At 72.1% G+C, this 26,712-nt stretch carries 28 protein-coding genes; 12 read left to right on the top strand and 16 right to left on the bottom strand.

Features of this window, described 5'->3' with window-relative positions; translation table 11 throughout:
• Positions 1 to 284: 284 nt before the first annotated feature.
• Both EAO73_RS08325 and EAO73_RS08320 read left to right on the top strand, forming a co-directional pair.
• On the top strand, positions 285 to 2,210 hold the full coding sequence (locus tag EAO73_RS08325; RefSeq protein WP_191134019.1) for a DEAD/DEAH box helicase: 1,926 nt from the start codon (positions 285 to 287) through the stop codon (positions 2,208 to 2,210).
• 137 nt (positions 2,211 to 2,347) lie between these two features.
• The gene (locus EAO73_RS08320) at positions 2,348 to 3,187 is read left to right on the top strand and encodes an alpha/beta fold hydrolase (RefSeq protein WP_147970760.1); all 840 of its coding nucleotides are present in this window, start codon (positions 2,348 to 2,350) and stop codon (positions 3,185 to 3,187) included.
• 30 nt (positions 3,188 to 3,217) lie between these two features.
• On the opposite strand, the gene EAO73_RS08315 is transcribed toward EAO73_RS08320, so the two are convergent.
• Positions 3,218 to 4,105, bottom strand: a complete 888-nt coding sequence (locus tag EAO73_RS08315) for an NYN domain-containing protein (protein WP_147970759.1) — start codon at positions 4,103 to 4,105, stop codon at positions 3,218 to 3,220.
• Positions 4,106 to 4,326: 221 nt separating this feature from the next.
• Here EAO73_RS08315 and EAO73_RS35865 point away from each other — a divergent pair, with 221 nt between their 5' ends.
• Positions 4,327 to 4,479, top strand: coding sequence for a hypothetical protein (locus EAO73_RS35865; RefSeq protein WP_018520873.1), 153 nt, complete (start codon positions 4,327 to 4,329; stop codon positions 4,477 to 4,479).
• Positions 4,480 to 4,570: 91 nt separating this feature from the next.
• Here the strand turns inward: EAO73_RS35865 and EAO73_RS08305 are convergent, their stop codons facing one another.
• The 3 genes from EAO73_RS08305 to EAO73_RS08295 all read right to left on the bottom strand — a co-directional run bounded on the left by EAO73_RS08305 (position 4,571) and on the right by EAO73_RS08295 (position 6,908).
• Positions 4,571 to 5,176 (bottom strand): MarC family protein, encoded by a 606-nt coding sequence (locus tag EAO73_RS08305; RefSeq protein WP_147970758.1) that lies wholly within the window; start codon positions 5,174 to 5,176, stop codon positions 4,571 to 4,573.
• Positions 5,177 to 5,308: 132 nt separating this feature from the next.
• On the bottom strand, positions 5,309 to 6,175 hold the full coding sequence (locus EAO73_RS08300; protein WP_147970757.1) for a PHP domain-containing protein: 867 nt from the start codon (positions 6,173 to 6,175) through the stop codon (positions 5,309 to 5,311).
• 88 nt (positions 6,176 to 6,263) lie between these two features.
• The gene (locus EAO73_RS08295) at positions 6,264 to 6,908 is read right to left on the bottom strand and encodes a DUF6758 family protein (RefSeq protein WP_147970756.1); all 645 of its coding nucleotides are present in this window, start codon (positions 6,906 to 6,908) and stop codon (positions 6,264 to 6,266) included.
• A 197-nt stretch (positions 6,909 to 7,105) separates the two neighbouring features.
• On the opposite strand from EAO73_RS08295, the gene EAO73_RS08290 reads away from it, so the two are divergent.
• A complete protein-coding gene (locus tag EAO73_RS08290; protein WP_147970755.1) occupies positions 7,106 to 8,353 on the top strand; it encodes an MFS transporter in 1,248 nt (415 codons plus the stop codon).
• Positions 8,354 to 8,358: 5 nt separating this feature from the next.
• Here the strand turns inward: EAO73_RS08290 and EAO73_RS08285 are convergent, their stop codons facing one another.
• Positions 8,359 to 8,994 carry a suppressor of fused domain protein gene (locus EAO73_RS08285; protein WP_147970754.1) on the bottom strand — a complete coding sequence of 212 codons (636 nt, stop codon included), beginning with the start codon at positions 8,992 to 8,994 and terminating at the stop codon, positions 8,359 to 8,361.
• A gap of 402 nt (positions 8,995 to 9,396) precedes the next feature.
• On the opposite strand from EAO73_RS08285, the gene EAO73_RS08280 reads away from it, so the two are divergent.
• Positions 9,397 to 10,518: a magnesium and cobalt transport protein CorA gene (locus tag EAO73_RS08280; protein ID WP_147970753.1), complete on the top strand. Its 1,122-nt coding sequence runs from the start codon at positions 9,397 to 9,399 to the stop codon at positions 10,516 to 10,518.
• Between the two features lie 35 nt (positions 10,519 to 10,553).
• A complete protein-coding gene (locus tag EAO73_RS08275) occupies positions 10,554 to 11,069 on the top strand; it encodes a hypothetical protein (protein ID WP_147970752.1) in 516 nt (171 codons plus the stop codon).
• Positions 11,070 to 11,126: 57 nt separating this feature from the next.
• On the opposite strand, the gene EAO73_RS08270 is transcribed toward EAO73_RS08275, so the two are convergent.
• Positions 11,127 to 11,894: a hypothetical protein gene (locus EAO73_RS08270; RefSeq protein ID WP_147970751.1), complete on the bottom strand. Its 768-nt coding sequence runs from the start codon at positions 11,892 to 11,894 to the stop codon at positions 11,127 to 11,129.
• 208 nt (positions 11,895 to 12,102) lie between these two features.
• Here EAO73_RS08270 and EAO73_RS08265 point away from each other — a divergent pair, with 208 nt between their 5' ends.
• From EAO73_RS08265 to EAO73_RS08255, 3 genes are read left to right on the top strand one after another with little or no spacing between them, the layout of a single operon-like run.
• The gene (locus tag EAO73_RS08265; RefSeq protein ID WP_147970750.1) at positions 12,103 to 13,377 is read left to right on the top strand and encodes a magnesium transporter MgtE N-terminal domain-containing protein; all 1,275 of its coding nucleotides are present in this window, start codon (positions 12,103 to 12,105) and stop codon (positions 13,375 to 13,377) included.
• Positions 13,367 to 13,921, top strand: a complete 555-nt coding sequence (locus EAO73_RS08260; protein ID WP_147970749.1) for a DUF1003 domain-containing protein — start codon at positions 13,367 to 13,369, stop codon at positions 13,919 to 13,921. Before EAO73_RS08265 ends, EAO73_RS08260 begins: the two co-directional genes overlap by 11 nt.
• 44 nt (positions 13,922 to 13,965) lie before the next feature.
• Entirely contained in the window at positions 13,966 to 15,099 is a 1,134-nt protein-coding gene (locus EAO73_RS08255; RefSeq protein WP_191133970.1) for an Mrp/NBP35 family ATP-binding protein, read from the top strand.
• Positions 15,100 to 15,163: 64 nt separating this feature from the next.
• On the opposite strand, the gene EAO73_RS08250 is transcribed toward EAO73_RS08255, so the two are convergent.
• From EAO73_RS08250 to sigE, 5 genes are all read right to left on the bottom strand, one after another.
• Positions 15,164 to 15,820, bottom strand: coding sequence for a hypothetical protein (locus EAO73_RS08250; RefSeq protein WP_191133969.1), 657 nt, complete (start codon positions 15,818 to 15,820; stop codon positions 15,164 to 15,166).
• A 116-nt stretch (positions 15,821 to 15,936) separates the two neighbouring features.
• On the bottom strand, positions 15,937 to 16,413 hold the full coding sequence (locus EAO73_RS08245) for a sec-independent translocase (protein ID WP_147970748.1): 477 nt from the start codon (positions 16,411 to 16,413) through the stop codon (positions 15,937 to 15,939).
• Between the two features lie 99 nt (positions 16,414 to 16,512).
• Positions 16,513 to 18,369: a S1C family serine protease gene (locus EAO73_RS08240; protein ID WP_147970747.1), complete on the bottom strand. Its 1,857-nt coding sequence runs from the start codon at positions 18,367 to 18,369 to the stop codon at positions 16,513 to 16,515.
• 122 nt (positions 18,370 to 18,491) lie between these two features.
• The gene (locus EAO73_RS08235; RefSeq protein ID WP_147970746.1) at positions 18,492 to 19,508 is read right to left on the bottom strand and encodes a zf-HC2 domain-containing protein; all 1,017 of its coding nucleotides are present in this window, start codon (positions 19,506 to 19,508) and stop codon (positions 18,492 to 18,494) included.
• Positions 19,505 to 20,152, bottom strand: a complete 648-nt coding sequence (gene sigE / locus EAO73_RS08230; RefSeq protein WP_147970745.1) for an RNA polymerase sigma factor SigE — start codon at positions 20,150 to 20,152, stop codon at positions 19,505 to 19,507. The genes EAO73_RS08235 and sigE overlap by 4 nt, the downstream gene beginning before the upstream one ends.
• 291 nt (positions 20,153 to 20,443) lie before the next feature.
• On the opposite strand from sigE, the gene EAO73_RS08225 reads away from it, so the two are divergent.
• Positions 20,444 to 21,109 (top strand): O-methyltransferase, encoded by a 666-nt coding sequence (locus tag EAO73_RS08225; RefSeq protein ID WP_147970744.1) that lies wholly within the window; start codon positions 20,444 to 20,446, stop codon positions 21,107 to 21,109.
• A 136-nt stretch (positions 21,110 to 21,245) separates the two neighbouring features.
• Here EAO73_RS08225 and EAO73_RS08220 read toward each other — a convergent pair whose 3' ends face one another.
• The gene (locus tag EAO73_RS08220) at positions 21,246 to 21,413 is read right to left on the bottom strand and encodes a DUF3117 domain-containing protein (RefSeq protein WP_018105485.1); all 168 of its coding nucleotides are present in this window, start codon (positions 21,411 to 21,413) and stop codon (positions 21,246 to 21,248) included.
• Positions 21,414 to 21,727: 314 nt separating this feature from the next.
• Here EAO73_RS08220 and EAO73_RS08215 point away from each other — a divergent pair, with 314 nt between their 5' ends.
• Positions 21,728 to 22,540: an enoyl-CoA hydratase/isomerase family protein gene (locus EAO73_RS08215; RefSeq protein WP_147970743.1), complete on the top strand. Its 813-nt coding sequence runs from the start codon at positions 21,728 to 21,730 to the stop codon at positions 22,538 to 22,540.
• A 30-nt stretch (positions 22,541 to 22,570) separates the two neighbouring features.
• Here the strand turns inward: EAO73_RS08215 and EAO73_RS08210 are convergent, their stop codons facing one another.
• The gene (locus tag EAO73_RS08210; protein ID WP_147970742.1) at positions 22,571 to 23,158 is read right to left on the bottom strand and encodes a DNA-3-methyladenine glycosylase I; all 588 of its coding nucleotides are present in this window, start codon (positions 23,156 to 23,158) and stop codon (positions 22,571 to 22,573) included.
• A complete protein-coding gene (locus EAO73_RS08205; RefSeq protein WP_147970741.1) occupies positions 23,155 to 23,580 on the bottom strand; it encodes a hypothetical protein in 426 nt (141 codons plus the stop codon). The genes EAO73_RS08210 and EAO73_RS08205 overlap by 4 nt, the downstream gene beginning before the upstream one ends.
• A gap of 133 nt (positions 23,581 to 23,713) precedes the next feature.
• Here EAO73_RS08205 and folP point away from each other — a divergent pair, with 133 nt between their 5' ends.
• Entirely contained in the window at positions 23,714 to 24,574 is an 861-nt protein-coding gene (gene folP, locus EAO73_RS08200; protein ID WP_191134018.1) for a dihydropteroate synthase, read from the top strand.
• A 148-nt stretch (positions 24,575 to 24,722) separates the two neighbouring features.
• Here folP and EAO73_RS08195 read toward each other — a convergent pair whose 3' ends face one another.
• Positions 24,723 to 25,508 (bottom strand): TIGR00730 family Rossman fold protein, encoded by a 786-nt coding sequence (locus EAO73_RS08195; protein ID WP_147970739.1) that lies wholly within the window; start codon positions 25,506 to 25,508, stop codon positions 24,723 to 24,725.
• A gap of 96 nt (positions 25,509 to 25,604) precedes the next feature.
• Positions 25,605 to 26,684 (bottom strand): succinyl-diaminopimelate desuccinylase, encoded by a 1,080-nt coding sequence (gene dapE / locus EAO73_RS08190; protein WP_147970738.1) that lies wholly within the window; start codon positions 26,682 to 26,684, stop codon positions 25,605 to 25,607.
• Positions 26,685 to 26,712 lie beyond the last annotated feature (28 nt).

Genomic DNA, 26,712 nt, shown 5'->3' with positions numbered 1-26,712 from the left:
GAGGATGCCCGGTCGGTGGCCCGATCGGCTCCGACCCGACAGCCCTCCACGCGGTGCGTGCACACGTACGACCGCAGATGAGGGGCCCCCTCAGCGGCACGAGCGCTCGAGCGACGGCAGTGGTCCCGCGCCACCCGGCTTATCCCGCCGGATGACCAACCCCGGCACGGTACGACCCCCTTCGTTCGCCTCGGACCGCGTCTCACAGAAGAGGCAGCACCCTGACTACGTTCCGAGACCTCGGGATTCTTTCCGAGACGGCCGAGGCCCTTGAGGCCGTCGGCATCACGTCCCCCTTCCCCATCCAGGAGCTCACGCTCCCCGTCGCCCTCTCCGGGTCCGACGTCATCGGCCAGGCCAAGACCGGCACCGGCAAGACGCTCGGCTTCGGCCTCCCGCTGCTGGAGCGCGTCACCGTCCTCGCCGACGTCGAGGCGGGCCGCGCGAAGCCGGAGGAGCTGACGGACTCCCCGCAGGCCCTGATCGTCGTTCCCACCCGCGAGCTGTGCCAGCAGGTCACCAACGACCTGCTCACCGCCGGCAAGGTGCGCAACGTCCGGGTCCTCGCGATCTACGGCGGCCGCGCCTACGAGCCCCAGGTCGAGGCCCTCAAGAAGGGCGTCGACGTGATCGTCGGCACCCCCGGCCGGCTGCTCGACCTCGCGGGCCAGCGCAAGCTGGACCTCTCCAAGGTCCGCGCGCTCGTCCTCGACGAGGCCGACGAGATGCTGGACCTGGGCTTCCTGCCCGACGTCGAGCGCATCATCACGATGCTGCCGGCCAAGCGCCAGACCATGCTGTTCTCGGCCACCATGCCGGGCGCGGTCATCTCGCTCGCGCGCCGCTACATGTCGCAGCCGACGCACATCAACGCCACCTCGCCCGACGACGAGGGCACGACCGTCAAGAACACGGCGCAGTACGTGTACCGCGCCCACTCGATGGACAAGCCCGAGATGGTCTCGCGCATCCTCCAGGCCGAGGGCCGCGGGCTCGCGATGATCTTCTGCCGCACCAAGCGCACCGCGGCCGACATCGCCGAGCAGCTGGAGCGGCGCGGCTTCGCCTCCGGCGCCGTCCACGGCGACCTCGGCCAGGGAGCCCGCGAGCAGGCGCTGCGGGCCTTCCGCAACGGCAAGGTCGACGTGCTGGTCTGCACCGACGTCGCCGCCCGCGGTATCGATGTCGAGGGTGTCACCCACGTCATCAACTACCAGTCGCCCGAGGACGAGAAGACCTACCTGCACCGCATCGGCCGGACCGGCCGCGCGGGCGCCAAGGGCATCGCGATCACGCTGGTCGACTGGGACGACATCCCGCGCTGGCAGCTGATCAACAAGGCCCTGGACCTGAACTTCCCGGACCCGGTCGAGACGTACTCGACCTCCCCGCACCTGTACGAGGACCTCGCCATCCCGGCCGGCACCAAGGGTGTCCTGCCGCGTGCCGAGCGCACCCGTGCCGGTCTGGGGGCCGAGGAGATCGAGGACCTGGGCGAGACGGGCGGCCGTGGCCGCAGGTCCGCCGCCCCGGCGCCCGCCGCCCGTGAGGAGCGTGCTCCGCGCACCCCGCGTCAGCGCCGGCGCACCCGTGGTGGCACGACGCTCACCGAGGACGCGGCGACCGTGCCCGCGCCGGCCGCCGAGGCCGGTTCCGAGCCGGTGGCCGACGGCCCGCGCACCCCGCGCCGCCGCCGTCGCACCCGGGTCGGCGCCGCGGAGGCCGCCGCCGAGGCCGCGGTCGCCGTGGCCGAGGCCCCCGTGGCCGTGGCGAGCGAGCCGGAGGCCGAGGCCGCGCCGAAGAAGCGCACCCGGAGCCGGGCCGCCAAGCCGAAGACGGAGGCCGTCGCCGAGGTCGTCGCCGCCGAGGCCGTGGCCGAGACGGTGACCGAGGAGGCCAAGCCGCGTCGCCGCCGCGCCCGGGTGGCCAAGCCGGTGACCGAGGACGCGGGCTTCCAGACCGCGCCCGTGGCCGAGCCGGAGGCGCCCGCCGTCACCCGGCCGCGCCGCCGTCCCCGCGTGATCAAGCCGGCAGAGGACGAGGTCGACTTCCAGATCGCGCCGATCTCCGAGCCCGAGCCGGTGCGCCGCCGTACGCGTACGGCCGCCAAGCCCAAGGCGGAGGCCGTGGCGGAGACCGCGACCGACGGGGGCGAGGCCAAGCCGCGCCGCCGCCGCGCGCCGCGCGCCGCCGCGAAGGCCGAGAGCTGAGCGGACCAGGCACCACCACCCGACGGGCGGCCCCGGGGATCTTTCCCCGGGGCCGCCCGTCGTTCGTGTCCCGGGCCGGTGCGGTCCTCCAGGCATCCCCGAGCGCCGTCCTCCGCGCCACGACTTAACCTCGTTCCATGAGCAGGCCACCCACCTTCATCCCGCCCTCCTGCGCACGGGCGCGTGCGCTGCCCACCGCGCGCGGGGAGTTCGCCGTGCTGGACGCCGCCCCTTCCGGGGCACCGCGCGGCACCGCCCTTCTGGTGCCCGGATACACCGGCAGCAAGGAGGACTTCATCGCCCTGCTGCAACCGCTCGCGGACGCCGGATACCGTGCCGTCGCCGTCGACGGCCGCGGGCAGTTCGAGAGCTCCGGGAGCGACGACCCCGGGGTGTACGCCCAGGACCAGCTGGCCCGTGACGTGCTCTCCCAGGCGGCCGCGCTCGGTGAGGGCGCGGTGCACCTGGTGGGGCACTCGCTCGGCGGGCAGATCGGCCGGGCGGCCGTCCTGCTGGACGCCGCGCCGTTCCGTTCCCTGACTCTGATGTCCTCGGGGCCCGCCGAGGTCGTCGAGGAGCAGCAGGTCAAGCTGAAGATCCTCGGTGACGCGCTGGCGACCATGACCATGGCCGACGTCTGGGCCGCAATGCGCGCCTTCGACCCGCCGGCCGAGGCGGACACGGACGGCGAGGACCTGCGGCGGCGCTGGCTTCTCCACCATCCGGCCCAGCTGATCGCGACGGGCCGTCAGCTGGCCACCGAGCCGGACCGGGTGGCCGAGGTCGTGGCGGCAGGTCTGCCGGTGCACGTCATCTCCGGTGAGGCCGACGACGTCTGGCCGGTGCCGGTGCTCGACGAGATGGCCGTACGCCTCGGCGCGCTCCGGACCCGTATCGAGGGCGCCGAGCACTCCCCCAACACGGACCGGCCGCAGGAGACCGCCGAGGCCCTCGTCGCGTTCTGGGAGGGCCTGTAACGGCTCCCCGTAACCCCCGCGACAGCGGTATCAGTACTGGGCCTGGAGGTGCTGCCAGAAGCCGTCGCGCAGCGCCCGCCGCAGCGGTGGGTGGCCGCGCAGGGAACGCTGGAGGAGGCGTTCGGCCTCGTGCAGCAGGTCCTGGTCGACCGAGCCCGGCAGGTACGGGTGGCCGGGCAGCAGGTCGGCCAGGGATTCGCGGCCGCGCGCGGCGAGCCAGGCGGCGGCGATCTGGGCGCCGACGAAACGGACGTCCTCGCGCGAGGGCGCGGGGCCGTCCTCCTCGTAGGTGGTGACGGCGCGTCTGGTCACGTACGGGCGGCAGAAGTCCAGGTCGAAGGTGCGCTGGCTGTCCACCTCCCAGAGCAGCGGCTCCGCCTGGTTGCGCCCCTCGCCCGCCTCGATGCCCCACAGGTGGACCCGGGCGCCGTAGCCCTGCGCGGCCTCGACGGCCGACACCAGGTCCTCGTCGCCGCCGACGAGCGCGGCGTCGCTGATGGCCCGGTGGCGGGCGAGCGACTCCAGGTCGGTGCGGATGAGGGAGTCGACGCCCTTCTGCTGGTTGTTGGCGTTGAGGTTGCCGAGTCTGACCTTGACGTCGGGGAGTTCGGCGATGGTCTGCTGCTCGGTGGTGTGGATGCGGCGCCTGGCCCCGTCGTACCAGTACACGCGCAGCAGTCTGCTGTCCGCGAAGATGGTGCGGGCCTTGTCGATGAAGGCCTCGATCAGCCCTTCGGCGTCGAGGTCGAAGGAGCGCCGGTCCTCGGTGCCGGTGACGAGCAGCCCCGCGGCGGCGTACACATAGCCCGCGTCCACGAAGATCGCGTGGGTCGAGGGGGTCTTCGAGACCTCGGCGAGTACGCGTTCGAGCAGTGCGTTGGTGCGGTCGAGCCGCTCGCCGATCTCCGCGTCGTTCATGCGCGTCCCGTCGCGCTGCCGGTCGTCCGTGGACCCTTGATTACCAGCCGGTACTTAGACATCCAAAAAATTTCCTTAGCGTAGGGAATGTTTGCAGGGGGCAAGCCGTTGAACCGTTCGTGGGGCGCACGACAGACATGCCTGGCGCTCCTCATCCTTGCGGACGGGACACCGTCCTCCCAGTAGTTCTCCAGCAGGAGGATCAGACGAAGGGAAGCCTTATGCGCTTCGAGATCATGCGACTCGACGATGTCGACGGTACCGCCGTGGACAGCACCGTCGTGGACGCCGCCTCCGTCAACCGGATCGTGCAGCAGGCCGCCGCCACGGGCCAGCGCATCTATATCCGACCGGCCGAAAGTCCGGCTTCATAACACCTTGCCGATGTGAGTTGTCGACGTAACGAAGACGAAGCGCCCCCGCACGGAACATCCGTGCGGGGGCGCTGTGGTGTGCGGGCCGGTCTCAGGTGCCCTGGATGACCTGGGTGACGCCGTTGATGATCTGCTGCACGGCGATGGCGGACAGCATCATGCCCGCCAGCCTGGTGACGAGCACGACGCCGCCGTCCTTGATGACGCGGATGATCAGCAGCGAGTAGCGCATGGTCAGCCAGAGCACGACGTGCATGGCGACGATCGCCGTCCAGACGGAGACCTGGCTCGCCACGCTGTCGGCGTGCTGCACGGCGAGGATCACCGAGACGATCGCGCCGGGACCGGCCAGCAGCGGCATGCCGAGCGGTACGAGGGCGACGTTGACGTCCTTGGTCTGCGTCGGCTCGTCGGTCTTGCCGGTCAGCAGGTCGAGCGCGATGAGCAGCAGGAGCAGACCGCCGGCGATCATCAGCGCCGGGACGGAGACGTGCAGATAGTCCAGGATCTGCTGGCCGAGCACGCCGAAGACGGCGATCACGCCGAAGGCGACGGCGACGGCCTGGAGCGCCATCCGGCGCTGCACCTTGGCGGGGCGGCCCGCGGTGAGGGCGAGGAAGATCGGAGTGATTCCGGGCGGATCCATAATCACGAAAAGCGTGAGAAAAAGGGATCCGAAGACAGCGACGTCGAACACGGGTGAGCCTTGCGGGGAGAGAGCGGGCATGCGGTGGGTGGCCGCGGGGAAGAGGCGCACCGCACCGCCGCCCGGACGTGCCGGACGGCGGTGGGATGTACAGGGAAACGAGCGGGTGAGGACCCGGTGCCGTTACAGCGCGGCGGGTCCGCCGGCTCCCGGCACCGGGAAGGCTCCCGTGGCGCGCCGGGTGATCTCGCCGTAGATCTCGGGGTCGGTGGTGTACGCGCCGAGCTCCACGGTCTTGCGGCTGCCGTGGTAATCGCTGGAGCCGGTCGTCAGCAGCCCCAGCTCGCGGGCGAGCGAGCGGAGCCGGGTCCGGGTGGGCTCGTCGTGGTCCATGTGGTCGACCTCGATGCCGTCGAGCCCGGCGGCGGCCAGCTCGGCGATCCTGGCCTCGGGGACCGTACGGCCGCGCTTGACGGCGGCCGGGTGGGCGAAGACGGTGACGCCGCCGGCGGCCTTGACGAGCCGGATCGCGTCGAAGGGGTCCAGCTCGTGCTTGTCGGCGTACGCGCGTCCGCCGTCACCGAGCCAGTCGGGCGTGAAGGCGTCGGACACGGTCGCGACGACGCCGAGCTCGACGAGGGCGGTGGCGACGTGCGGCCGGCCGACCGAGCCGTCGCCGGCGATCCGGGCGACCTGCTCCCAGGTGACCGGGACGCCCAGCTCGCGGAGCTTGCGGACCATGGTCCGGGCGCGCGGCACCCGGTCGTCGCGCACCAGCTCGCGCTCGGCCGCGAACGCGGGCTCCTCCGGGTCGAAGAGGTACGCCAGCATGTGCATGCCCACGCCGTCGATGCGGCAGGAGAGTTCGGCGCCCGTGACGAGCGTCAGCCCGTCGGGGAGCGCGGCGGCGGCCTCGGCGTGCCCGCGCACGGTGTCGTGATCGGTGAGGGCGACGACGTCCAGGCCCGCGGCGGCGGCATTGCGCACCAGCTCGGCGGGGGTGTCCGTGCCGTCCGACGCGGTGGAGTGGGTGTGCAGGTCGATGCGCACGACACGGACTCCAGTGCTCACGGCGGACGGGGGGACACCCAAGGATAACCGGCGCGCGGGCTTGATCCGGACGGTGCGAGAGGCCCCGTCAGGGGCCCGTCAGCAGGCGGGGGGTCAGCGCGCCGCAGGGCACCAGGTCGACCTCTCCCCCGGCGTCGCGCAGGTCCGTCAGCACCAGCTCGTCGTACATCAGGAGCCCGGACTGCTCGGGCCACACGATGGCCCAGAGCCACAGTCCGCGCGCCTCGCCCGCGAAGACGGCCCGGTCGGCGGGGGCGTCCTTGACGTGCCAGAGCGGCGTGGGGCGGCCGGCGGCGAGCACCTTGGAGTCCGGGGGGCCGTCCACCCGCAGCGAGGGCCCCGGGTCCGGCCCGTCGATCCCGGCGTACCGCGCGCCGAGCCCGACGCCCAGCTCCTCCGCCACGAGCAGCAGCTCGCCCATGCCGCCGAGCGGTCCGGGTCCGGAGCAGGCGACGGCGGTGGCGCGTCCGCCGGTGCGGTCGTCTCCGGCGCAGGCCACGCCCGTGAACAGCCAGCCCACCGGCAGCGGCCAGGGCATCCACACGGGCACCTGGGCGCGGTGCACCACCACGCCGAGCGCCTCGACGCTCGGCGGGACGACCGGCTGGAGCGGATGCACGCTGCCGTGGACATCGCACTGCCAGGAGTCGGCGAAGAGCCCGGGTGCCCTGACCCGGCCTCCGCACTTCGGGCAACTTGGTTCGCCCCTCATAGCTTCCAACGGTCCTCTCCGGCCGTCACCGCGTCAAGGACGATCACCCTCGCGCGGCGCGCACCCAGAACCCTCTACCCCGGTACCGTCCGGGCCACCGGGGCCCCATCGGCCGATTTAGATGTAACTTGCATTCATTAGGTTCTCTAACTTATTATGTGCATAACACATCGATCCAGTGGAGAGGGAGAGGCCCCATGCCGTCAGAGGCCGCACCGGGAGAGGATCCGTTCAACCAGGAGCCGGTCAGCATCCTGCGCCAGCCGAAGGCCGTGTGGGCCACGGCGGGCGCTTCCGTCGTCGCGTTCATGGGCATCGGCCTGGTGGACCCGATCCTGCCGTCCATCGCCAAGGGCCTGGAGGCCACGCCGAGCCAGGTGTCGCTGCTCTTCACCTCGTACTTCCTGATCACCGCCGTCGCGATGCTGGTGACCGGCTTCGTCTCCAGCCGCATCGGCGGCCGCAGGACGCTGCTGGCCGGGCTCGCGCTGGTGGTGGTCTTCGCGGCGCTCTCCGGCACCTCCTCGTCCGTCGGCGAGCTGGTCGGCTTCCGGGCCGGCTGGGGCCTCGGCAACGCGCTGTTCGTCTCGACCGCGCTCGCGGTGATCGTCGGCGCGGCAGCCGGCGGCAGCTCGGCGGCGATCCTGCTGTACGAGTCGGCGCTCGGCCTCGGTATGGCGTGCGGACCGCTGCTCGGTGCCCTGCTGGGTGACGCCAGCTGGCGCTACCCGTTCTTCGGGACGGCCGCGCTGATGGCGATCGGCTTCGTCTGCATCACGGCGTTCCTGAAGGAGCAGCCGAAGCCCGCCCGCAAGACGTCACTGCTCGACCCGGTCAAGGCGCTCGGACACGGCGGCCTCGCCTCCGTCGCGGCCTCCGCGTTCTTCTACAACTACGCGTTCTTCACGATCCTGGCGTTCACCCCGTTCGTGCTGAACATGACGCCGTACAAGTCCGGCGCCGTCTTCTTCGCCTGGGGCCTGCTGCTCGCGGTGTTCTCGGTGCTCGTCGCGCCCCGGCTGCAGAAGCGGTTCGGCTCGCTCAAGGTGCTCGGCGCCTCCCTGGTGCTGCTCGCCGCCGACCTCGTCGTCCTGGGCTACGGCAGCCACACCACGGCCATCGTCTGCACGATCGTCTCCGGCGCCCTCATCGGCATGAACAACACCGTGTACACGGAGCTGGCGCTCGGCGTCTCGGACGCGCCGCGCCCGGTGGCCAGCGCGGGCTACAACTTCGTGCGCTGGTTCGCCGCCGCCGCGGCGCCCTACCTGGCCCCGAAGATCGAGGAGTGGAGCGACATCCACATCCCGTTCGTGGTCGCCGCCGTCGCCTCGCTGCTGGGCGCGGTCGTGGTCTGGGTCCGGCGCTCCGCGCTGACCCACGAGGCGGAGGAGCTGGAGCCGAAGCACGCGACGGAGGACGGCGTCACGGTCTTCGCCAACTGACGCCGTCAGTCCAGCGTCACGGAATGCCGCAGGGGATCGCGCAGGTCGGTCCCCTGCGACAGCCATTTCTCCTGGAGTTCCTGCGCGCCCCGGACCCGCTTCCAGGCGGCCTCGTTGGGCGTCATCGGCAGCAGCGGCAGAAAGCGCACCGGCTCCAGGGGCCCGCCCGTCTCCCGACCGCCACCCCCCACGGAGCCGCTGCGCAGCACAGCTTCATCCAGCTCCAGGTCCTCCACCAGCCCCCCGCTCTCCGCGACCAGCACCGAGGTGAACGGCGCACCCGGCCACAGCGGTTCGCCCACGTCCAGCGAGGCCCCCGGGGCCACGACCAGCCCCTCCACCTGGGGCGAGGCCGCCAGCACGGCGAGCTTGCGCAGCACCTGGTCGGTGTCGGCGAGCCCGCCCCGTACCGAGAGCACCAGCTCGGCGCGCGGGCCCTTCACCGGGTCGGCCAGGACGGCGGTCGGGTCGGACATCGGCTGGGCGGACATGCCGAGCGTGGCGTACCGCACGAGGTCGCCGTCGATGAACCGGAGTACCTCGATCCGGTCCGTCCCGAGAAACGTCACTGCCGCGCGTGCGTCCGGTTCACCCAGGGCCGTCCGCAGACGCGCCTCGACCAGAGCAAGAATTTCTGCCATGCGGCGAGCATAGGACGCGTATGGAACGGGCAAAGTAAGGGATTGGCCCTGTACCGGCTGCTAGCCTGGGGTGCCGGCCGGGACAGCACGCAGAAGCGTCGCTCTCAGTCCCGGCGCAACGTCATCCCCCACGGGGGACCGACCGGAGGAGGTGGGGCTGCGGTGGATCCAAGTCGACCGTGCAGTACCAACCGCTCCTCCGCTCGGCGCCTCTCCGCGTGATCTGACACGCGGCCGAGGCCACGGCATGTCGCACGGCGGAAGAGCACACCTTTTTGCCTGTCTGTAGCGAACGCCGTCATCGTGCCGCCGCGGTGCCGCCCGCTTTGCGGATGTGAGACCACGTCCCCATTCCGGGCTGTTCCAGGCCCTCGACGACGGCCCTCCGTGAAGGAGCCAGCCATGTCGATGATCCGTGACCTGCGCGCCGTGGTGCGCCCGTCCCTGCGCAAGACCCCCGCCCTGCACAACAGCTACGACACCACCCGCGACCCGTCCGCCTCCAGCGCGGTCGTCGACTGCGCGGTCTACCGCGACGGCCGCCGCCTCGCCGAGGTGGAGGGCACCTGCGCCACCCCGCGCGAGGCGATGCTCCGGGTGCGCGAGGACGGCGGGTTCGCCTGGATCGGCCTGCACGAGCCGACCGAGGAGGAATTCGCGGGCATCGCCCGGGAGTTCGGGCTGCACCCGCTGGCCGTGGAGGACGCCGTCCACGCCCACCAGCGCCCGAAGCTGGAGCGGTACGACGACACGCTGTTCACCGTCTTCAAGACCATCCACTACGTCGAGCACGCCGAGCTGACCGCGACCAGCGAGGTCGTGGAGACCGGCGAGGTCATGTGCTTCACCGGCCGGGACTTCGTCATCACCGTGCGGCACGGCGGCCAGGGCTCGCTGCGCGCCCTGCGCCACCGTCTGGAGGACGACCCGGAGCTGCTCGCGAAGGGCCCGTCGGCGGTGCTGCACTCCATCGCCGACCACGTCGTCGACGGCTACATCGCGGTGGCGGGCGCGGTGCAGGACGACATCGACGAGGTGGAGATCGAGGTCTTCTCCACGCCGGACAAGGGCAGTTCGCGCGGCTCGGACGCCGGACGGATCTACCAGCTCAAGCGCGAGGTGCTGGAGTTCAAGCGGGCCGTCTCCCCGCTGCTGCGTCCGATGCAGCTGCTGAGCGAGCGGCCGATGCGGCTGATCGACCCGGACATCCAGAAGTACTTCCGGGACGTCGCCGACCACCTCGTACGCGTCCAGGAGGAGGTCATCGGCTTCGACGAGCTGCTGAACTCCATCCTCCAGGCCAACCTGGCGCAGGCGACCGTCGCTCAGAACGAGGACATGCGCAAGATCACGTCCTGGGCGGCGATCGTGGCCGTGCCGACGATGATCTGCGGGGTCTACGGCATGAACTTCAAGCACATGCCGGAGCTGCGCTGGACGTACGGCTACCCGATGGTGATGGGCTTCATCGGCGTGGTCTGCTTCTCCATCCACCGCATGCTCAAGCGCAACGGCTGGCTCTGAGGCTCCCCGTTCACGGACGTTCTAAGCTCTGCCCCATGACTGCTGCTGACACGCTGCTCGGGCCGGCCCTCGTCGAGGAGGCCACGAAGAAGTCGGGCCTCATCTGGGTGCGCGGCACCGGTCCGGCGCGGGCACTGTGGCACGTATGGCACGAGGGCGCCGCCCACCTCGTCGGCGACGGCCCCGGCGAGCAGCCGCTGCCCGCCGGTCTCACCGACGGGGCCACCGCCGAGGTGACCGTCCGCAGCAAGGACAAGGGCGGCCGCCTCGTCGCCTGGTCGGCCGCGGTGGCCGTACTCGCCCCGCACTCCGAGGCGTGGGAGGCCGCCGTCGCCGAGCTGAAGGGCAAACGGCTGAACGCGCCGGACGCGGAGCGGATGCCGGAGCGGTGGGCGCGCGAGTGCCGGGTCGTACGGCTCACGCCCCTCGACGCGCGCACCGAGCTGCCGGACACCTCCGGGGCGGCCGCGCCGCTGCCGACTCCGGCGACGACCCGGCTGCCGGTCCCGGCGGGCCTGCCGCGCCTCCTGAAGCGCTCGCTGCGCGCGTAGCGGGCACGGCTGGGGCGTGTGCCAGGCGTCGGCCGGACGGGACTTCGCGGACGCGCCCTAGGAAGACGTCCTCGGGAGCTGCTTGCCGTAGTCGACGGTCTCGTCCTCGGACGGGGCCTTCAGCGCGAAGTCCTTGCCCCAGTCGGCGAGCGTGATCACGCCCCCGCCGCCGCCCCGGGCGAAGCGCAGCGGATACGGCTTGCCCTCCAGCGACACGTCGAGCGCGCCGCCGGTGCCCTCGCCGCCCATGATGCGTACGGTGCGCACCCCGGCGACCTTGTCGCGGTCGCCCTTGGTCAGCTCGCCGTGCAGCGTGAGCATCCCGCCGAGCAGCACCTTCTTGTCGGTGAAGCCGCTGAGCTGCTTGTACGTGGGGTCGCCCTCGGGAACCCTGACGTACTTGTCCTCCAGCTTGTCCGCGGCCGCCGCGCCGTCCTCGCCCGTGTCCGCCTTGCCCTCGTCGTGGCTCCAGAAGCCGGCGTCGGCCTTGAGGTAGAGCTCGTCATCGATCCGCAGCAGCGTGAAGGTGCTGTTCTTCGAGGTGACGGAGCCCGCGCCGCCCTTGTTCCTGAGCCGCATGTCGATCTTGTACGTGCCGCCCTTGCTGACCAGCGTCCCGGCGAGGTGCACCGCGTCGGCGGAGTCCGCCGCGGTCCGCGCCTTCTTCTCGATCTCCGCTGCCGAGAGCTTGCCGACGCCGTTGGTTCCCTGGTCCGGGTCCTCGCCCCCGCACGCGGTCAGGGCCGCGGTCAGCCCCGCGCAGAGCACGAGGGCGAGGGACGCGGTCCGGCGGCGGGCGCGGACGGCCGGGGCGGAAGAGGTCACAGGCGCACTGCCTCTCGTCTCCATGGTGGGGGGTGGCAGACGGCAGCGTACCCGGGTGGCCTACGCCAATGGACCCAGAGCCGTACGGACGGTCCGCCGGGGCGGTCCGCGACCGCACGGGCTAGCCTGATCACGTCATAACAGTGCAATAACTGTCGGAAGCGGGCGGCCGGGCACGGTCCGGGGGGTCCAGCGAGGAGGATCAGGGATGACACCGGTCACGCCCCGGGTCTTCGTCTCGCACCTGTCGGGTGTGCCGGTCTTCGATCCCAACGGCGACCAGGTGGGCCGCGTGCGCGACCTGGTCGCGATGCTGCGCGTGGGCGGCCGTCCTCCCCGGCTGCTGGGCATGGTCGTCGAGGTGGTGAGCCGACGGCGGATCTTCCTGCCGATGACCCGGGTGACGGGCGTCGAGTCGGGGCAGGTGATCACCACCGGCGTGGTCAACATGCGTCGCTTCGAGCAGCGGCCCACCGAACGCCTGGTGCTCGGCGAGTTCCTCGACCGCCGGGTGCGCCTGGTGGAGACGGACGAGGAGGTCACCATCCTGGACGTGGCGATCCAGCAGCTGCCCGCCCGCCGGGACTGGGAGATCGACAAGTACTTCGTCCGCAAGGGCCGGGGCGGGGCGCTGCGCCGCAAGGGCGAGACGCTGACCGTCGAGTGGTCCGCGGTGACGGGGTTCTCCCTGGAGGAGCACGGCCAGGGCGCCGAGTCCCTGGTGGCGACCTTCGAGCGGCTGCGCCCCGCCGACGTCGCCAACGCCCTGCACCATCTGACGCCCAAGCGGCGGGCGGAGGTCGCGGCCGCGCTGGACGACGACCGGCTCGCCGACGTCCTGGAGGAGCTGCCCGAGGACGACCAGGTGGAGATCATCGGCAAGCTCCAGGAGGAGCGCGCGGCGGACGTCCTGGAGGCGATGGACCCGGACGACGCGGCCGACCTGCTCTCCGAGCTGCCGGAGGAGGACAAGGAACGGCTGCTGACGCTGATGCGCCCCGGCGACGCGGCGGACGTGCGGCGGCTCATGTCGTACGAGGAGCGCACCGCGGGCGGCCTGATGACGACGGAGCCGGTCATCCTGCGCCCGGACGCCACGGTCGCCGACGCGCTCGCCCGGGTTCGTCAGTCGGACCTGTCACCGGCGCTCGCCGCGCAGGTGTACGTGTGCCGGTCGCCCGACGAGACGCCGACGGGCAAGTACCTGGGCACCGTGCACTTCCAGCGGCTGCTGCGGGACCCCCCGTTCACCCTGGTCAGCTCGCTCCTGGACAGCGATCTGGTGCCGCTCCCGCCGGACACCCCGCTGTCGGTGGTGACCAGCTACCTGGCGGCGTACAACCTGGTGTCGGTGCCGGTGGTGGACGAGAGCGGGTCGCTGCTCGGTGCGGTGACCGTCGACGACGTGCTGGACCACCTGCTGCCGGAGGACTGGCGGGAGACCGACTTCCACGGCCGCGAGGGGGTGCTTCGTGACCGGTGAGGACCGCGCCCGCGCGTCGAACGGCTCGACGGCGCTGACCCGCACGCCGAGGAACCGCCTGGACCAGCCGAAGGCCCCGCGCCGCAGGCTGCTGCCCGAGTACGACCCGGAGGCGTTCGGCCGGTTCTCGGAGCGCATCGCGCGCTTCCTGGGCACCGGCCGGTTCATCGTCTGGATGACGCTGATCATCATCGTGTGGGTGGCGTGGAACATCTTCGCGCCGCCGAACGTGCGCTTCGACGAGTACCCCTTCATCTTCCTGACCCTGATGCTCTCGCTCCAGGCCTCGTACGCCGCCCCGCTGATCCTGCTCGCGCAGAACCGGCAGGACGACCGGGACCGGGTCACGCACGAGCAGGACCGCAAGCAGAACGAGCGCTCCATCGCCGACACCGAGTACCTGACCAGGGAGATCGCGGCGCTGCGGATGGGCCTCGGCGAGGTCGCGACCCGGGACTGGATCCGCTCCGAGCTGGAGGACCTGGTGAAGGACCTGGACGACCGGCGGGCGCTGCTGTCCGCCGAGAGTGACGAAGACCGCTGACGGGGCTACCCACGCGTACGGTACGGCGCCGTACCATCGTCCGTATGGCTACGGAAGACGCGGTGCTTGAGGCACTGGCGACAGTGAACGACCCGGAGATCCACCGTCCGATCACCGAGCTGGGCATGGTAAAATCGGTCGACATCGATCCTGACGGTGTGGTCGCTGTCACGGTGTACCTCACCGTCTCCGGCTGTCCCATGCGCGAGACCATCACCCGGAACGTGACCGACGCGGTGGCCCGCGTCGAGGGCGTCTCGCGGGTCGACGTCACCCTCGACGTCATGAGCGACGAGCAGCGCAAGGACCTCGCGGCGTCGCTGCGCGGCGGTACGGCGGAGCGCGAGGTGCCCTTCGCGAAGCCCGGCTCGCTGACCCGGGTGTACGCGGTCGCCTCCGGCAAGGGCGGCGTCGGCAAGTCCTCGGTGACGGTGAACCTGGCCGCGGCGATGGCGGCGGACGGGCTCAAGGTCGGTGTCGTGGACGCGGACATCTACGGTCACAGCGTGCCGCGGATGCTCGGTGTGGACGGCCGGCCGACCCAGGTCGAGAACATGATCATGCCGCCGTCCTCGCACGGCGTGAAGGTCATCTCCATCGGCATGTTCACCCCGGGCAACGCCCCGGTCGTGTGGCGCGGCCCGATGCTGCACCGCGCGCTCCAGCAGTTCCTGGCCGACGTGTTCTGGGGCGACCTGGACGTCCTGCTGCTCGACCTGCCGCCGGGCACCGGTGACATCGCGATCTCGGTGGCCCAGCTGGTGCCGAACGCGGAGATCCTGGTCGTCACGACCCCGCAGCAGGCCGCCGCCGAGGTCGCCGAGCGGGCCGGCTCCATCGCCGTCCAGACCCACCAGAAGATCGTCGGCGTCGTCGAGAACATGTCGGGCATGCCGTGCCCGCACTGCGACGAGATGGTCGACGTCTTCGGCTCGGGCGGCGGCGCCAAGGTCGCCGAGGGGCTGACCCGGACGGTCGGCGCCGAGGTGCCGGTGCTGGGCGCCATCCCGATCGACGTACGGCTGCGCGAGGGCGGCGACGAGGGCAAGCCCGTCGTGCTGTCCGACCCCGACTCCCCCGCCGGCAAGGCGCTGCGCACCATCGCGGGCAAGCTGAGCGGCCGTCAGCGCGGCCTGTCGGGCATGTCGCTGGGCATCACCCCGCGCAACAAGTTCTGACCTCCGCGCGGATACGGGGAAGGCCGGGGCCCGAGGGCCCCGGCCTTCCCCGTATCCGCGTGCGTCAGGCGTACGACTCGATGTCCTTGACCACCGAGAAGCCCAGCCCGTACGCGCTCATCCCGCGCCCGTAGGCCCCGATGTGCACCCCGCCGGGCGCGGAGCCGGCCAGCACCCAGCCGAACTCGGACTCGCGGTAGTGGAAGGGCACCGGCACCCCGTCGACCGGCAGGGACAGCGCCGACCAGGCGGGGCCCTCCAGGTCGTCGGCGAGCTCGAACGCCGTCTCCGTCTGCTGGTCCAGCCAGTCGTCGCGCAGGGTGTGGTCGAGCTGCGGGGGCCAGGTGCAGGACAGCAGGCCGGAACCTGCCAGCCAGGCCGCCGAGGAGACCGTCGTCGCCTCCAGGACCCCCGTGCCGTCACCGCTGCGCCGTACGGGGCTGCTGGCGACGGTCACCACGACCGCGAACCGCTGCTTGTCGGCAGCGGCGTCGCCCCGTACCAGGGGCTCGTCGCCGTGGCCGATGGAACCGTGCTGCACCTCGCCGTCGGCGGCGGTGCCCAGGGGCATCAGCCGGCGCGGGCCGGTGAACGCCTCGTCCAGCGCGTACCAGGGGAACGGGGCCTTCAGGTAGCCGTCGACCACCATGAGCCGGGCCGCCGGGACCGCCTCCACCGTGTCCGGCGCGTCCTGTGCGCCCACCCGACTCGTCGTCTCCATCAGCCCGGCCGCCTCCTCGATCCATGGGTCCGGAGCGGCCCGCCCCCCGCGGGCGTCTCACAACCGGACAGATGGAGAATAGCCATACCGTCCGGACGACCCGGGATTGGCGGTCCTCAGGTGGCGTCCGCGTCGAACGGCGGCGGGGTGTCCTTCGGGGGCTGCTCGCCCTTCTTGAGCAGGTCGGGAGCGCCCTTCGAGCCGTTCGCGGCGGTGACCGCCGCGCCGCCCGACACGCCGGTCTTCGCCTCGACGGCCGCCGGGCCGCGCCCGTTCACCACGTCGGTGATCTCCGTGACCTCCTTGCGGAGGTCGAAGCTCTCGCGGATCTCCTTCAGCCCCAGGTCGTCGTTGCCGTCCATCAGCTGCTTGCGGACGAACGTCTTGGGGTTGAGGTCCTCGAACTCGAAGTCCTTGAAATCCGGGCCCAGCTCCGTGCGGATGTCCTCCTTGGCGCTCTCCGAGAACTCACGGATCTTGCGGATGAAGCGGGAGGCGTCCTGGATGACCTTGGGCAGCTTCTCCGGGCCGAAGACCAGCACGCCGAGAATCGCGAGCGTCAGCAGCTCGAGTGCACCTATGTCGTTGAACACCTTGCGGCTCCTCGTCTTCTCCGCGACCAGCTCGGATGAGGTCCGGACATCGACCACGGTACCCGGCGAATCTGTCCGGACGGTAGCTTCCCGTGGCGCTCACGTGCCGGTTGCCGAGCCCAGTGTCAAAGTTATGGACAGGTCTTTACCACCGCGGGTCACGGTCAGTTCGAGACGGTCCCCCGGCCGGTGCGAGCGGATCTTGACGATCAGTTCCTCGCCGCTGTGCACCCGTTCTCCGTCCACCTCGGTGATGATGTCCTCCGGCTCGACACCGGCCTTGTCCGCCGGGCCGTCCGCCGTGACGGGCGAGGTGCCCTGGGCGCTCGACCCGACCTTGGCGCCGTCACCGGTGTACTTCATGTCGAGGGTGACGCCGATCACGGGGTGGGTCGCCTTGCCGGTGTTGATCAGCTCCTCGGCGACGAGCTTGCCCTGGTTGATCGGGATGGCGAAGCCGAGTCCGATCGACCCGGACTGCCCGCCCTCGGCGGCCGAGCCGCTGTCGGCTGCGCGGATGGCGCTGTTGATGCCGATGACATGGGCGTCGGTGTCCACCAGCGGACCGCCGGAGTTGCCCGGGTTGATCGGGGCGTCGGTCTGGAGCGCGTTGACGTAGCTGACGTCGCTGCCGTCGCCCTTCTCGCCGCCCGCGGTGATCGGCCGGTCCTTGGCGCTGATGATGCCGGAGGTGACGGTGTTGGACAGGTCGAACGGCGCGCCGATGGCCACGACCGGGTCGCCGACCCGGACGTTGTCGGAGTTGCCCAGCGGCAACGGCTTCAGGCCGGAGACACCGCTGACCTTCACCACGGCCAGGTCGTATCCGCTGTCCTTGCCGACGACCTCGGCGGTGGCGGTCTCGCCCCCGCTGAACGTGACGGTGATCTCGCCGGAGGAGCCCGCCGGGGCGACCACGTGGTTGTTGGTGAGGATGTGGCCCCGGTCGTCGAGGACGAAGCCGGTGCCCGTGCCGGACTCGGTGGAGCCGCTGACGTGCAGGGTGACCACGCTGGGCAGGGCGCTGGCCGCTATGCCGGCCACGCTGTCCGGGGCGCGGCCGCCGCCGTCCCGCTCGTCCTGGGGCAGCTCGACGCTGGTGAGGCCGCCGTTGCGCTCGATGTACGCGCCTATCCCGCCGCCGATGCCGCCGGCGACCAGGGCCAGCAGCAGGGCGCCGACCAGCGCGGTGCCGCGCCGCTTCCCGCGCCGTCCGTCCGGGAGCGGCGGGCCCGGCTGGGTGACGAGGGGCTGCCGGGGCGCGCCCCAGGGGTCATAGCTCTGCCACTGCGGGGCCGGCGGGTGCGCGGCGGGGGCGGGCGCGCTCTCCTGCGGCGGCGTGCGGAGGGCCGGTTGCGGCAGTTGCGGGGAGAGCATGGACGACGGGAAGCCGACCGGGCCGAAGGCGAAGTGGTGGAGCCGGCCCACACCGGGACGTGGCACACACACCGAGCCTTCGGTGCAGGACGCGGTCGAGCCTTCGCCGGCCTCGGACGAGGTGGCGGATGCTCCGGGCTCGGGCACCACGGACAGACCCGCACCGTTGGTCCCCGCGTACGCCGGGGGCACGGGGGTACCGTGCGCCGGCGTCGGACGCTGTACGGGAGGGGCGGGCGCCCACGGGCCGGGGCCGCCGTAGGGCGGGGTGCCGTACGGGTCCGGCTCGTGCAGCGGCTGCGGGGCGGGGGCGGCATCGTCGGGTGCCGCGAGGGGCTCGGGCGCGGGGTGCTCGGGCGCCGCCGGGGGCGTGGGCTCCGCCGGGGGCTCAGTCGCCGCGGGCGTCCGGTCGGTCACCGGTGCGGGGTCCGGGGCCTCGCCCGGAGCATCCGCCACCTCGTCCGAGGCCGGCGAAGGCTCGACCGCGTCCTGCACCGAAGGCTCGGTGTGTGTGCCACGTCCCGGTGTGGGCCGGCTCCACCACTTCGCCTTCGGCCCGGTCGGCTTCCCGTCGTCCATGCTCTCCCCGCAACTGCCGCAACCGGCCCTCCGCACGCCCCCGCAGGGGCGTCCCTCCCGAAATCCTGCCGGAATTCAACCAGGTTTGAGCCGGAGCTGCGCAGCCCCTGCGGGGTGCTGGATCAGCGGCGGGGGGCGAGAGGCAGCCCGTGGTCGGCGGAAGCCGGCTTCGCGGCGGCCGAGGTGGGCGGCAGGGAGGGCTCGGGGGCGGCGGCCGAGACCGGGTGGAGTCCGCTGCCCAGGCTGCGGGCGAGCAGGGGACCGGCCCCGCCGGGACGTATCGGCGCGGAGACGTCGGAGCGGAGGGACAGGCCGTACGGAGTGCCCGTGAGTCGGCCGGTGCCGAGCAGCGAGGCGGCCGGGGCGAACCCCGCCGACGCCGTGTTCACCGCGAGGGAGACCGTGCCGTTCCCCACCGGTCCGTTCCCGTTCCCCTGGCCGGACGTGGCGCGCGAGCCCTGGCCGGATCCGTTCCTGCGGCCGGCCGTGGCGCCGCCGCCGGTACGCGCGTCGCTGCCCACCGGGGTCACGCTGTTGCCCGAGCCGGAGGCGCGGTTGGGCCCGTCGGAGCCCGCACTCGTCGGCAGGGCGCCACCGAGCGCGATGGCCGCCAGCGAGACCGCGCTGGCGGCGGCGAAGGCGAACCGTCGGCCCCGCCACGGCGAGCGGTCGGCCTCGCGCCCCACCTCGTGTATGCGGAAGCCCGAGCGGGCCGGGGAGGCGGGCAGCGCGGTGGCCCCGCCGTGCACGGTGGGGAGGTAGCCGAAGCCGTCGAGGGGCCCCGGGCCCAGGGTGAGGTCCGCCCGGCCGCCCGGCGGACGCGTCCCCGGGAACAGTCCGTCACCGAACCGTCCGGAGCCGCCCACGGGTCTTCCCTGCCGGTCGTCGTCACCCCCCGGAGGTCCGCCCGGAAGTCCCTGGAGACGGGCCAGGAAGCCCTCGGAGGGCGAGGGAGGGGCGGCCGTCGCGAACACGCTCTTCAGGCGCCGCTGGGCGGCCGCCTCGGCCGCGCACCTGGCGCAGGTCGCGAGATGGGCGAGCACCCGGTCGCGGGCGTCGTGCTTCAGCTCGCCGTCGACGAGCGCGGCGAGTCGGTCCCCCAGGTGTTGTTCCGCGGGGGTCGGATCCGTTTGGCTCACGCCGTGCCGCCCTCCCCTGTCAGGAGGGCGCCCGCCAGCGAGCGCTGCTCGGCGCGCGCCTCGGGCGAGCGGTGCCGCAGCGCCTTGCGCAGGTGCGAGCGTCCGCGGTGGATACGGCTGCGCACCGTGCCGAGCTTCACGCCGAGCGTCGCGGCGATCTCCTCGTACGAGAGTCCCTCGATGTCGCAGAGCACGACGGCGGCCCGGAACTCGGGCGCGAGGGTGTCCAGCGCCTGCTGGACGTCCGCGTCGAAGTGGGTGTCGTTGAAGACCTGCTGGGGCGACGGCTCGCGGCTGGGCAGCCGCTCGGCGGCGTCGTCCCCGAGGGAGTCGAAGCGGATGCGCTGCTTGCGGCGGACCATGTCCAGGAAGAGGTTGGTCGTGATGCGGTGCAGCCAGCCCTCGAAGGTGCCGGGCGTGTAGGTCGACAGCGAACGGAAGACGCGGACGAAGACCTCCTGCGTGAGGTCCTCCGCGTCGTGCTGGTTTCCCGTCAGCCGGTAGGCGAGGCGGTAGACGCGGCCGCTGTGCGTGCTGACGATCTCTTCCCATGTGGGCGGGGTCCACGCCTGGGATTCCGCATCTGAGGCGAAGGTCGCGGTCGGTGCGGAGTCGTTGGAAGAACGGTCAGCGATGTCGGTCACGGATTTCGGCTCACCCGCCGACCTGAGAAGGCGCCGCAGCACTCCTCCCCGATCCACAGGCGCAGCCGCACCTCCCCTATCGGCTCTGGTGGTGTCCAGTGGAGCCCCTACCATAGCCACCTCGCCCGTTAGCTCCGGATAAGCCTTTTTCCAGCTGGGGCCGGGGATCTCCCCGGAACCTCGGCCGCGCACCGGACCCGATCGGCGGGCCTGGTCCGCGGGCTTTCCCCCGCCCTCTCACAACGCCCGGTCCCATCTGCGGGTTCCCGGGTCCAGCGGATACAGTCACCGTTGCGCCAACTAAGGGGACAGGAGAGGGTCATTACCGCCAACCGGCAGACGAGCTGGGCGTTCGCCGACGCCTTTGTCGCCGAGGACGAAGCACTGCGCTGGGCCCGGGACCGGGCCCGCGAGGCAGGGCTCCGCTCGGTGTCTCCAGGCACCGGCGCAGCGCTGCGCCTGCTCGCTGCCACCACGGACGCCAAGGCCGTGGCGGAAATCGGTACCGGCACCGGCGTGTCCGGCATCTATCTGCTGCACGGCATGCGGCCGGACGGGGTACTCACCACGGTCGACCCGGAGCCCGAGCGCCAGCAGTTCGCGCGGGAGGCGTTCCGGGCGGCCGGCTTCGCGGCCAACCGGTCCCGTTTCATCCCCGGGCGCGCGCTCGATGTGCTCCCCCGGCTGGCGGACGGCGGCTACGACCTCGTGTTCTGCGACGGCGACCGGATGGAGAGCCTGGACTGTCTCGCTGAATCGTTGCGCCTGCTGCGACCTGGGGGTCTCGTCTGCTTCGAGGGCGTCTTCGCGAACGGCCGTACGGTCGACTCGGCGGCCCAGCCCGCCGAGGTGCTGCGGGTCCGCGAGCTGCTGCGCGCGGTCCGTGAGAGCCAGGAGCTGATGGCGACTCTGCTGCCGGTCGGTGACGGTCTGCTCTGCGCGGTCCGGCGCGGCTGAGGCATACGCCTCCCCCGTACGCGTACCGCACCCCTGCGTGCGGCCGCACCGGTCCCGGACGCACCGGTCCCGGACGCACCGCTGCCCCGGCATGGAAACCATGCCGGGGCAGCGGTGAAGTAGTGAGCGCCTCCGCTCAGCCGACGACCTGCTTGAGGGCGTCGCCGAGGGCATCGGCCTCGTCCGGCGTCAGCTCCACGACAAGCCGACCGCCGCCTTCGAGCGGAACTCGCATGACGATGCCCCGCCCCTCCTTTGTCACCTCGAGCGGGCCGTCGCCCGTCCGCGGCTTCATGGCCGCCATGCTCGTTCCCCTTCCTGAAACCAGCTCATCGCAACCGGCGGCCCCATGACAGGCGCTGCCTCACCGGCATCGAACACAGTGCTTCCACGTCATTATCCCGCATCACCGACCCCGATGACCAACATCGCTCTGCATCGCTTGGGCAACGCGCTCACTCAAAACCACCCAATTCGGGGACCTCACTGGGATACTCCCGCCCCTTCGGCCCCTCCCCGGCCCGGAAATGTTTGACGCAGGTCACATGTCCGCCTCCGGCGAAATCGGCCATGCTTGCGTGGACAGGGCTGGTGAACGACACGCAAAGGGGACCATTCATGGCCGATCACGACGACGCGGTGCTCTACGACATCAGCGACGGGCTCGCGACGATCACGATCAACCGCCCCGACGCGATGAACGCCATGAACACCGCGGCCAAGGTCGCGCTCCGTGACGCCCTGCGGTCGGCCGCAGCCGACAGCGACGTACGGGCGGTGCTGCTGACCGCGGCCGGCGGGCGGGCCTTCTGTGTGGGGCAGGACCTCAAGGAACACCTGGGCAAGCTCGCCGAGGCCCAGGAGCAGGTCGGCGGCAACGCGCTCAGCACCGTCCAGGAGCACTACAACCCGATCGTGCGGGCGCTCACCGAGATGCCGAAGCCGGTCGTGGCCGGGATCAACGGCGCCGCCGCCGGCGCGGGCTTCGGCTTCGCCCTGGCCTGCGACTACCGGGTGGCCGCCGACACCGCCTCCTTCAACACCTCGTTCGCCGGGGTGGCCCTGACCGCCGACTCGGGTGTCTCCTGGACGCTGCCCCGGCTCATCGGCCAGAGCCGCGCCGCGGACCTGCTGCTCTTCCCGCGGTCCATCTCGGCGCGGGACGCCCATGAGCTGGGCATCGTCAACAAGCTGGTGCCCGCCGCCGACCTCGCCGCCGAGGCGGCCGCCGTGGCCCGCACCCTGGCCGACGGGCCCACCGTGGCGTACGCGGCGCTCAAGGAGTCGCTCGCCTTCGGGGCCGGGCACACCCTGGCCGAGGCCCTGGAGAAGGAGGACGAGCTCCAGACCGCGGCGGGCGCCTCCGAGGACCACGCGATCGCGGTGCGGGCATTCCTCGCCAAGGAGAAGCCGAAGTACCTCGGGCGGTAGGACCCGTGTGGCGGACCGGGCCCCGAATGGCTACACCGGTGTGGGACGGGAGACGCAGTCGGCGAGGTGGTCGTCGACCAGGCCGCACGCCTGCATCAGGGCGTAGGCCGTCGTCGGCGCGATGAACCGCAGCCCCCGCTTCTTCAGGTCCTTCGCCAGGGCCGTGGACTCGGGGGTGACCGCCGGTACGTCCCCGAGGGTCTTCGGGGCCGGGCGGCCCAGCGGGTCGGGGGCGTACGACCAGATCAGCTCGTCCAGCTCACCGGGGTCCCAGCCGGCCAGCACCTGGGCGTTGGCCATGGTCGCGTCGACCTTCGCGCGGTTGCGGATGATGCCCTCGTCGGCCAGCAGCCGCTCCCGGTCCGCCTCCGTGAACGCCGCCACCGCGGGGATGCTGAACCCGGCGAAGGCGCTGCGGAAGCCCTCGCGGCGGCGCAGGATCGTCAGCCAGGACAGACCGGACTGGAACGCCTCCAGGCACAGCCGCTCGAACAGGGCGTCGTCGCCGTGAACCGGGCGGCCCCACTCCGTGTCGTGGTACCAGAGGTAGTCCTCGGTGGACAGGCCCCACGGGCAGCGCAGTCCGCCGTCCGCCGCCGCCACGGCGTCGCCGGTCATCGGCCGGGCTCCTCGTCGTGGTCCGCCGGCTCGCCGGCCGGGCCGTCGCTCTCCCGCGGCGGCTGCCAGGGACGGTCCTGCTGGTCCTGCCCGGCCTTGAGCAGGTCGGGGCGGCCGGGGCGGGTCGCCTGCGCACCGGCGAGCGCCGCCTCCAGCTCCGCGATCCGCGCGTCCCGCTCGGCGAGCTCGGCGCCGAGCCGGCTCAGGGCGTCGTCCACGTCCGCCATCCGGTAGCCCCGGGGGGCCACGGGCAGCCGGAGCGCGTCGACGTCCGCCCGGCCGAGCGGGCGCGAGACGGGCAGCGGGTCGGTCAGCTGCTCGGGCGCCACGTCCTGCAGGACGGCGCTCCTGCCTCCACCGACCACCGCGAGGGTGACCGCGGCAACCACCACCACCATCGCCAGCAGCAAGAACCAGAACACGCGTATCTCCCCGGGAGCGGAATTCGTCCGGGTCCGATCGTGCCATGAGGTACTGACAGCTAGGGTCGGCTGTTGGCTTCGGCGGGTGATGCGGGGGCCGGATTCACAGGAAGGGACACGGATGGCAAGCGGTGTGCTCCGGCTGGGGCGGCGTGAGTTCGGGGCGCACGAGCAGGTGGTCATGGCGATCGTGAACCGCACCCCCGACTCCTTCTACGACCGGGGCGCCACCTTCCAGGACGAGCCGGCGCTGGCCCGGGTCGAGCGGGCCGTGGCCGACGGCGCGGCGATCATCGACATCGGCGGCGTCAAGGCCGGTCCCGGCGAGGAGGTCACCGCCGAGGAGGAGGCCCGCCGCACGGTGGGGTTCGTCGCCGAGGTGCGCCGCCGTCACCCGGACGTGGTGATCAGCGTCGACACCTGGCGCCACGAGGTCGGCGAGGCGGTCTGCGAGGCCGGGGCGGACGTGCTGAACGACGCGTGGGGCGGGGTGGACCCGAAGCTGGCGGAGGTCGCCGCGCGGTACGGGGCGGGACTCGTGTGCACCCATGCCGGCGGCGCGGAGCCGCGGACCCGGCCGCACCGGGTGGGGTACGAGGACGTGATGGCCGACATCCTGCGGGTGACCGTGGGGCTGGCCGAGCGGGCCGTGTCCCTGGGGGTCCGGCCGGACGGGATCATGATCGACCCCGGGCACGACTTCGGGAAGAACACCCGGCACTCGCTGGAGGCGACGCGCCGGCTCGGCGAGATGGCGGAGACGGGGTGGCCGGTGCTGGTCTCGCTCTCCAACAAGGACTTCGTGGGCGAGACGCTGGACCGGCCGGTGAAGGAGCGGTTGCTCGGGACGCTGGCGACGACGGCGGTGTCGGCGTGGCTGGGGGCGCGGGTGTACCGGGTGCACGAGGTGGCCGAGACGCGGGATGTCCTGGACATGGTGGCGTCCGTCGCGGGGTGGCGGGCGCCGGCGGTCGCGCGGCGGGGGCTGGCGTAGGGGTGAGGTTTCCGGGGCTCCGCCCCGGACCCCGCGCCTCAAACGCCGGCGAGGCTGAAGTGGCCGCGCGGCAGGATCGAGCCCCTCCGGCGATTGAGGAGCGGGGGTACGGGGGCAGCGCCCCCGCAAGGCCCGCGCCCCGCACCCCTCAGCGGCCCACTTCCTTCGTCACCAGCGCCACCGCCTCGTCCACGTCATCCGTGACGTGGAACAGCAGGAGGTCCTTCGCCGACGCCTTGCCCTGGGCCACCACCGTGTCGCGGAGCCAGTCGACCAGGCCGCCCCAGTACGCCGTGCCGAAGAGGACGATCGGGAAGCGGGTGACCTTGCCCGTCTGGACGAGGGTCAGCGCCTCGAAGAGTTCGTCCAGCGTGCCGAGGCCGCCGGGCAGGACGACGAAGCCCTGGGCGTACTTCACGAACATCGTCTTGCGGACGAAGAAGTAGCGGAAGTTGACGCCGATGTCGACGTGCGGGTTGAGCCCGGACTCGAAGGGCAGCTCGATGCCGAGGCCGACCGAGACGCCCTTCGCCTCGCGCGCCCCCCGGTTCGCCGCCTCCATCGCTCCCGGGCCGCCCCCGGTGATGACCGCGAAGCCCGCGTCGACCAGCGCCCGGCCGATCCGTACGCCCGCCTCGTACTCCGGCGCCCCGGCGGCCGTACGGGCAGAGCCGAAGACGCTGATGGCGCTCGGCAGTTCGGCGAGGGCGCCGAAGCCCTCGACGAACTCCGACTGGATGCGCATCACCCGCCACGGGTCGGTGTGCACCCACTCGGAGTCGTCCTCGGAGTCCAGCAGCCGCTGATCGGTCGTGCCGGGCTGTACCTGGTCCCTGCGGCGCAGCACGGGTCCGAGGCGCTGTTCCTCGGGTCGTACCGCGCCTTCGGGAATCTCCGCACCCTCGGGGATGCGCGCGTCCTCGCGGTTGCCCATGTCCTGCTCCCTCCGCCGACGTCGGAGACGTCCTGCGACGCCGCCGTCTACGCCAGCGTAGATCGCCGCGGGTTACGGACAGGGGAATGCGGGAGGTCAGATCGTGAGCCAGGAGCGCAGGCGCTCCTCGCAGTGGGTGATGCGCTCGACCTTGACGTGCTCGTCGCGCTTGTGGGCGAGGACCGGGTCGCCGGGGCCGTAGTTGACCGCGGGGACGCCGAGCGGGCCGAAGCGGGCCACGTCCGTCCAGCCGAACTTGGGGCGGGCGACGCCGCCGACCGCGTCCATGAACGCCTTGGCCGCCGGGTGGGAGAGGCCGGGCATGGCCGCTCCGGAGTGGTCGTCGACGGTGAACTCCGCGACGCCGCAGTCCGCGAAGACCTCGCGGACGTGGGCCAGGGCCTCCTCCTGGCCGAGGTCGGGCGCGTAGCGGTAGTTGACGACGACCGTGCAGGCGTCGGGGATGACGTTGTTGGCGACGCCGCCCTCGATGCGTACGGCGTTCAGGCCCTCGTGGTACTCCAGGCCGTCGATCACCGGCCGGCGCGGTTCGTACGCGGCGAGGCGGGCGAGGACCGGGGCGGCGGCGTGGATGGCGTTGGACCCCATCCAGCTGCGCGCGGAGTGCGCCCGCTCGCCCTCCAGGTGCAGGAAGACGCGCAGGGTGCCCTGGCAGCCGCCCTCGACCTCTCCGTTGGAGCCCTCCAGCAGGATGGCGAAGTCGCCCTTCAGCCAGTCGGGGTGGGCGTCGGCGATGCGGCCGAGGCCGTTGAGGTGGGCGGCGACCTCCTCCTGGTCGTAGAAGACGAAGGTGAGGTCGCGGTTGGGCTCGGGCACGGTGGCGGCGATGCGCAGCTGGACGGCGACGCCCGACTTCATGTCGGAGGTGCCGCAGCCCCAGAGGAGGCCGTCCGCGTCGAGCCGGGAGGGCACGTTGTCGGCGATCGGCACGGTGTCGATGTGCCCGGCCAGGATGACGCGTTCGGAGCGGCCGAGATCCGTCCTGGCCACGACGTTGTTCCCGTACCGCTCGACGGTCAGGTGCGGCAGCACGCGCAGCGCCGACTCGATGGCGTCGGCGAGGTCCTTCTCGTCCCCGCTGACCGAGGGGAAGTCGACCAGCGCGGCGGTGAGGGCGGGCCCGTCAAGGGTGAGGTCAAGCGTGCTTTCGGCCATGGCTAGGAGCCTAGTGCCTGTCGTACGG

The sequence above is a fragment of the Streptomyces sp. col6 genome, from assembly GCF_008042035.1.
In the GTDB taxonomy this organism is placed as follows: domain Bacteria; phylum Actinomycetota; class Actinomycetes; order Streptomycetales; family Streptomycetaceae; genus Streptomyces.
The sequence above is the reverse complement of the archived record's forward strand: the minus strand, read 5'-3'. Positions and strand labels throughout refer to the sequence as shown.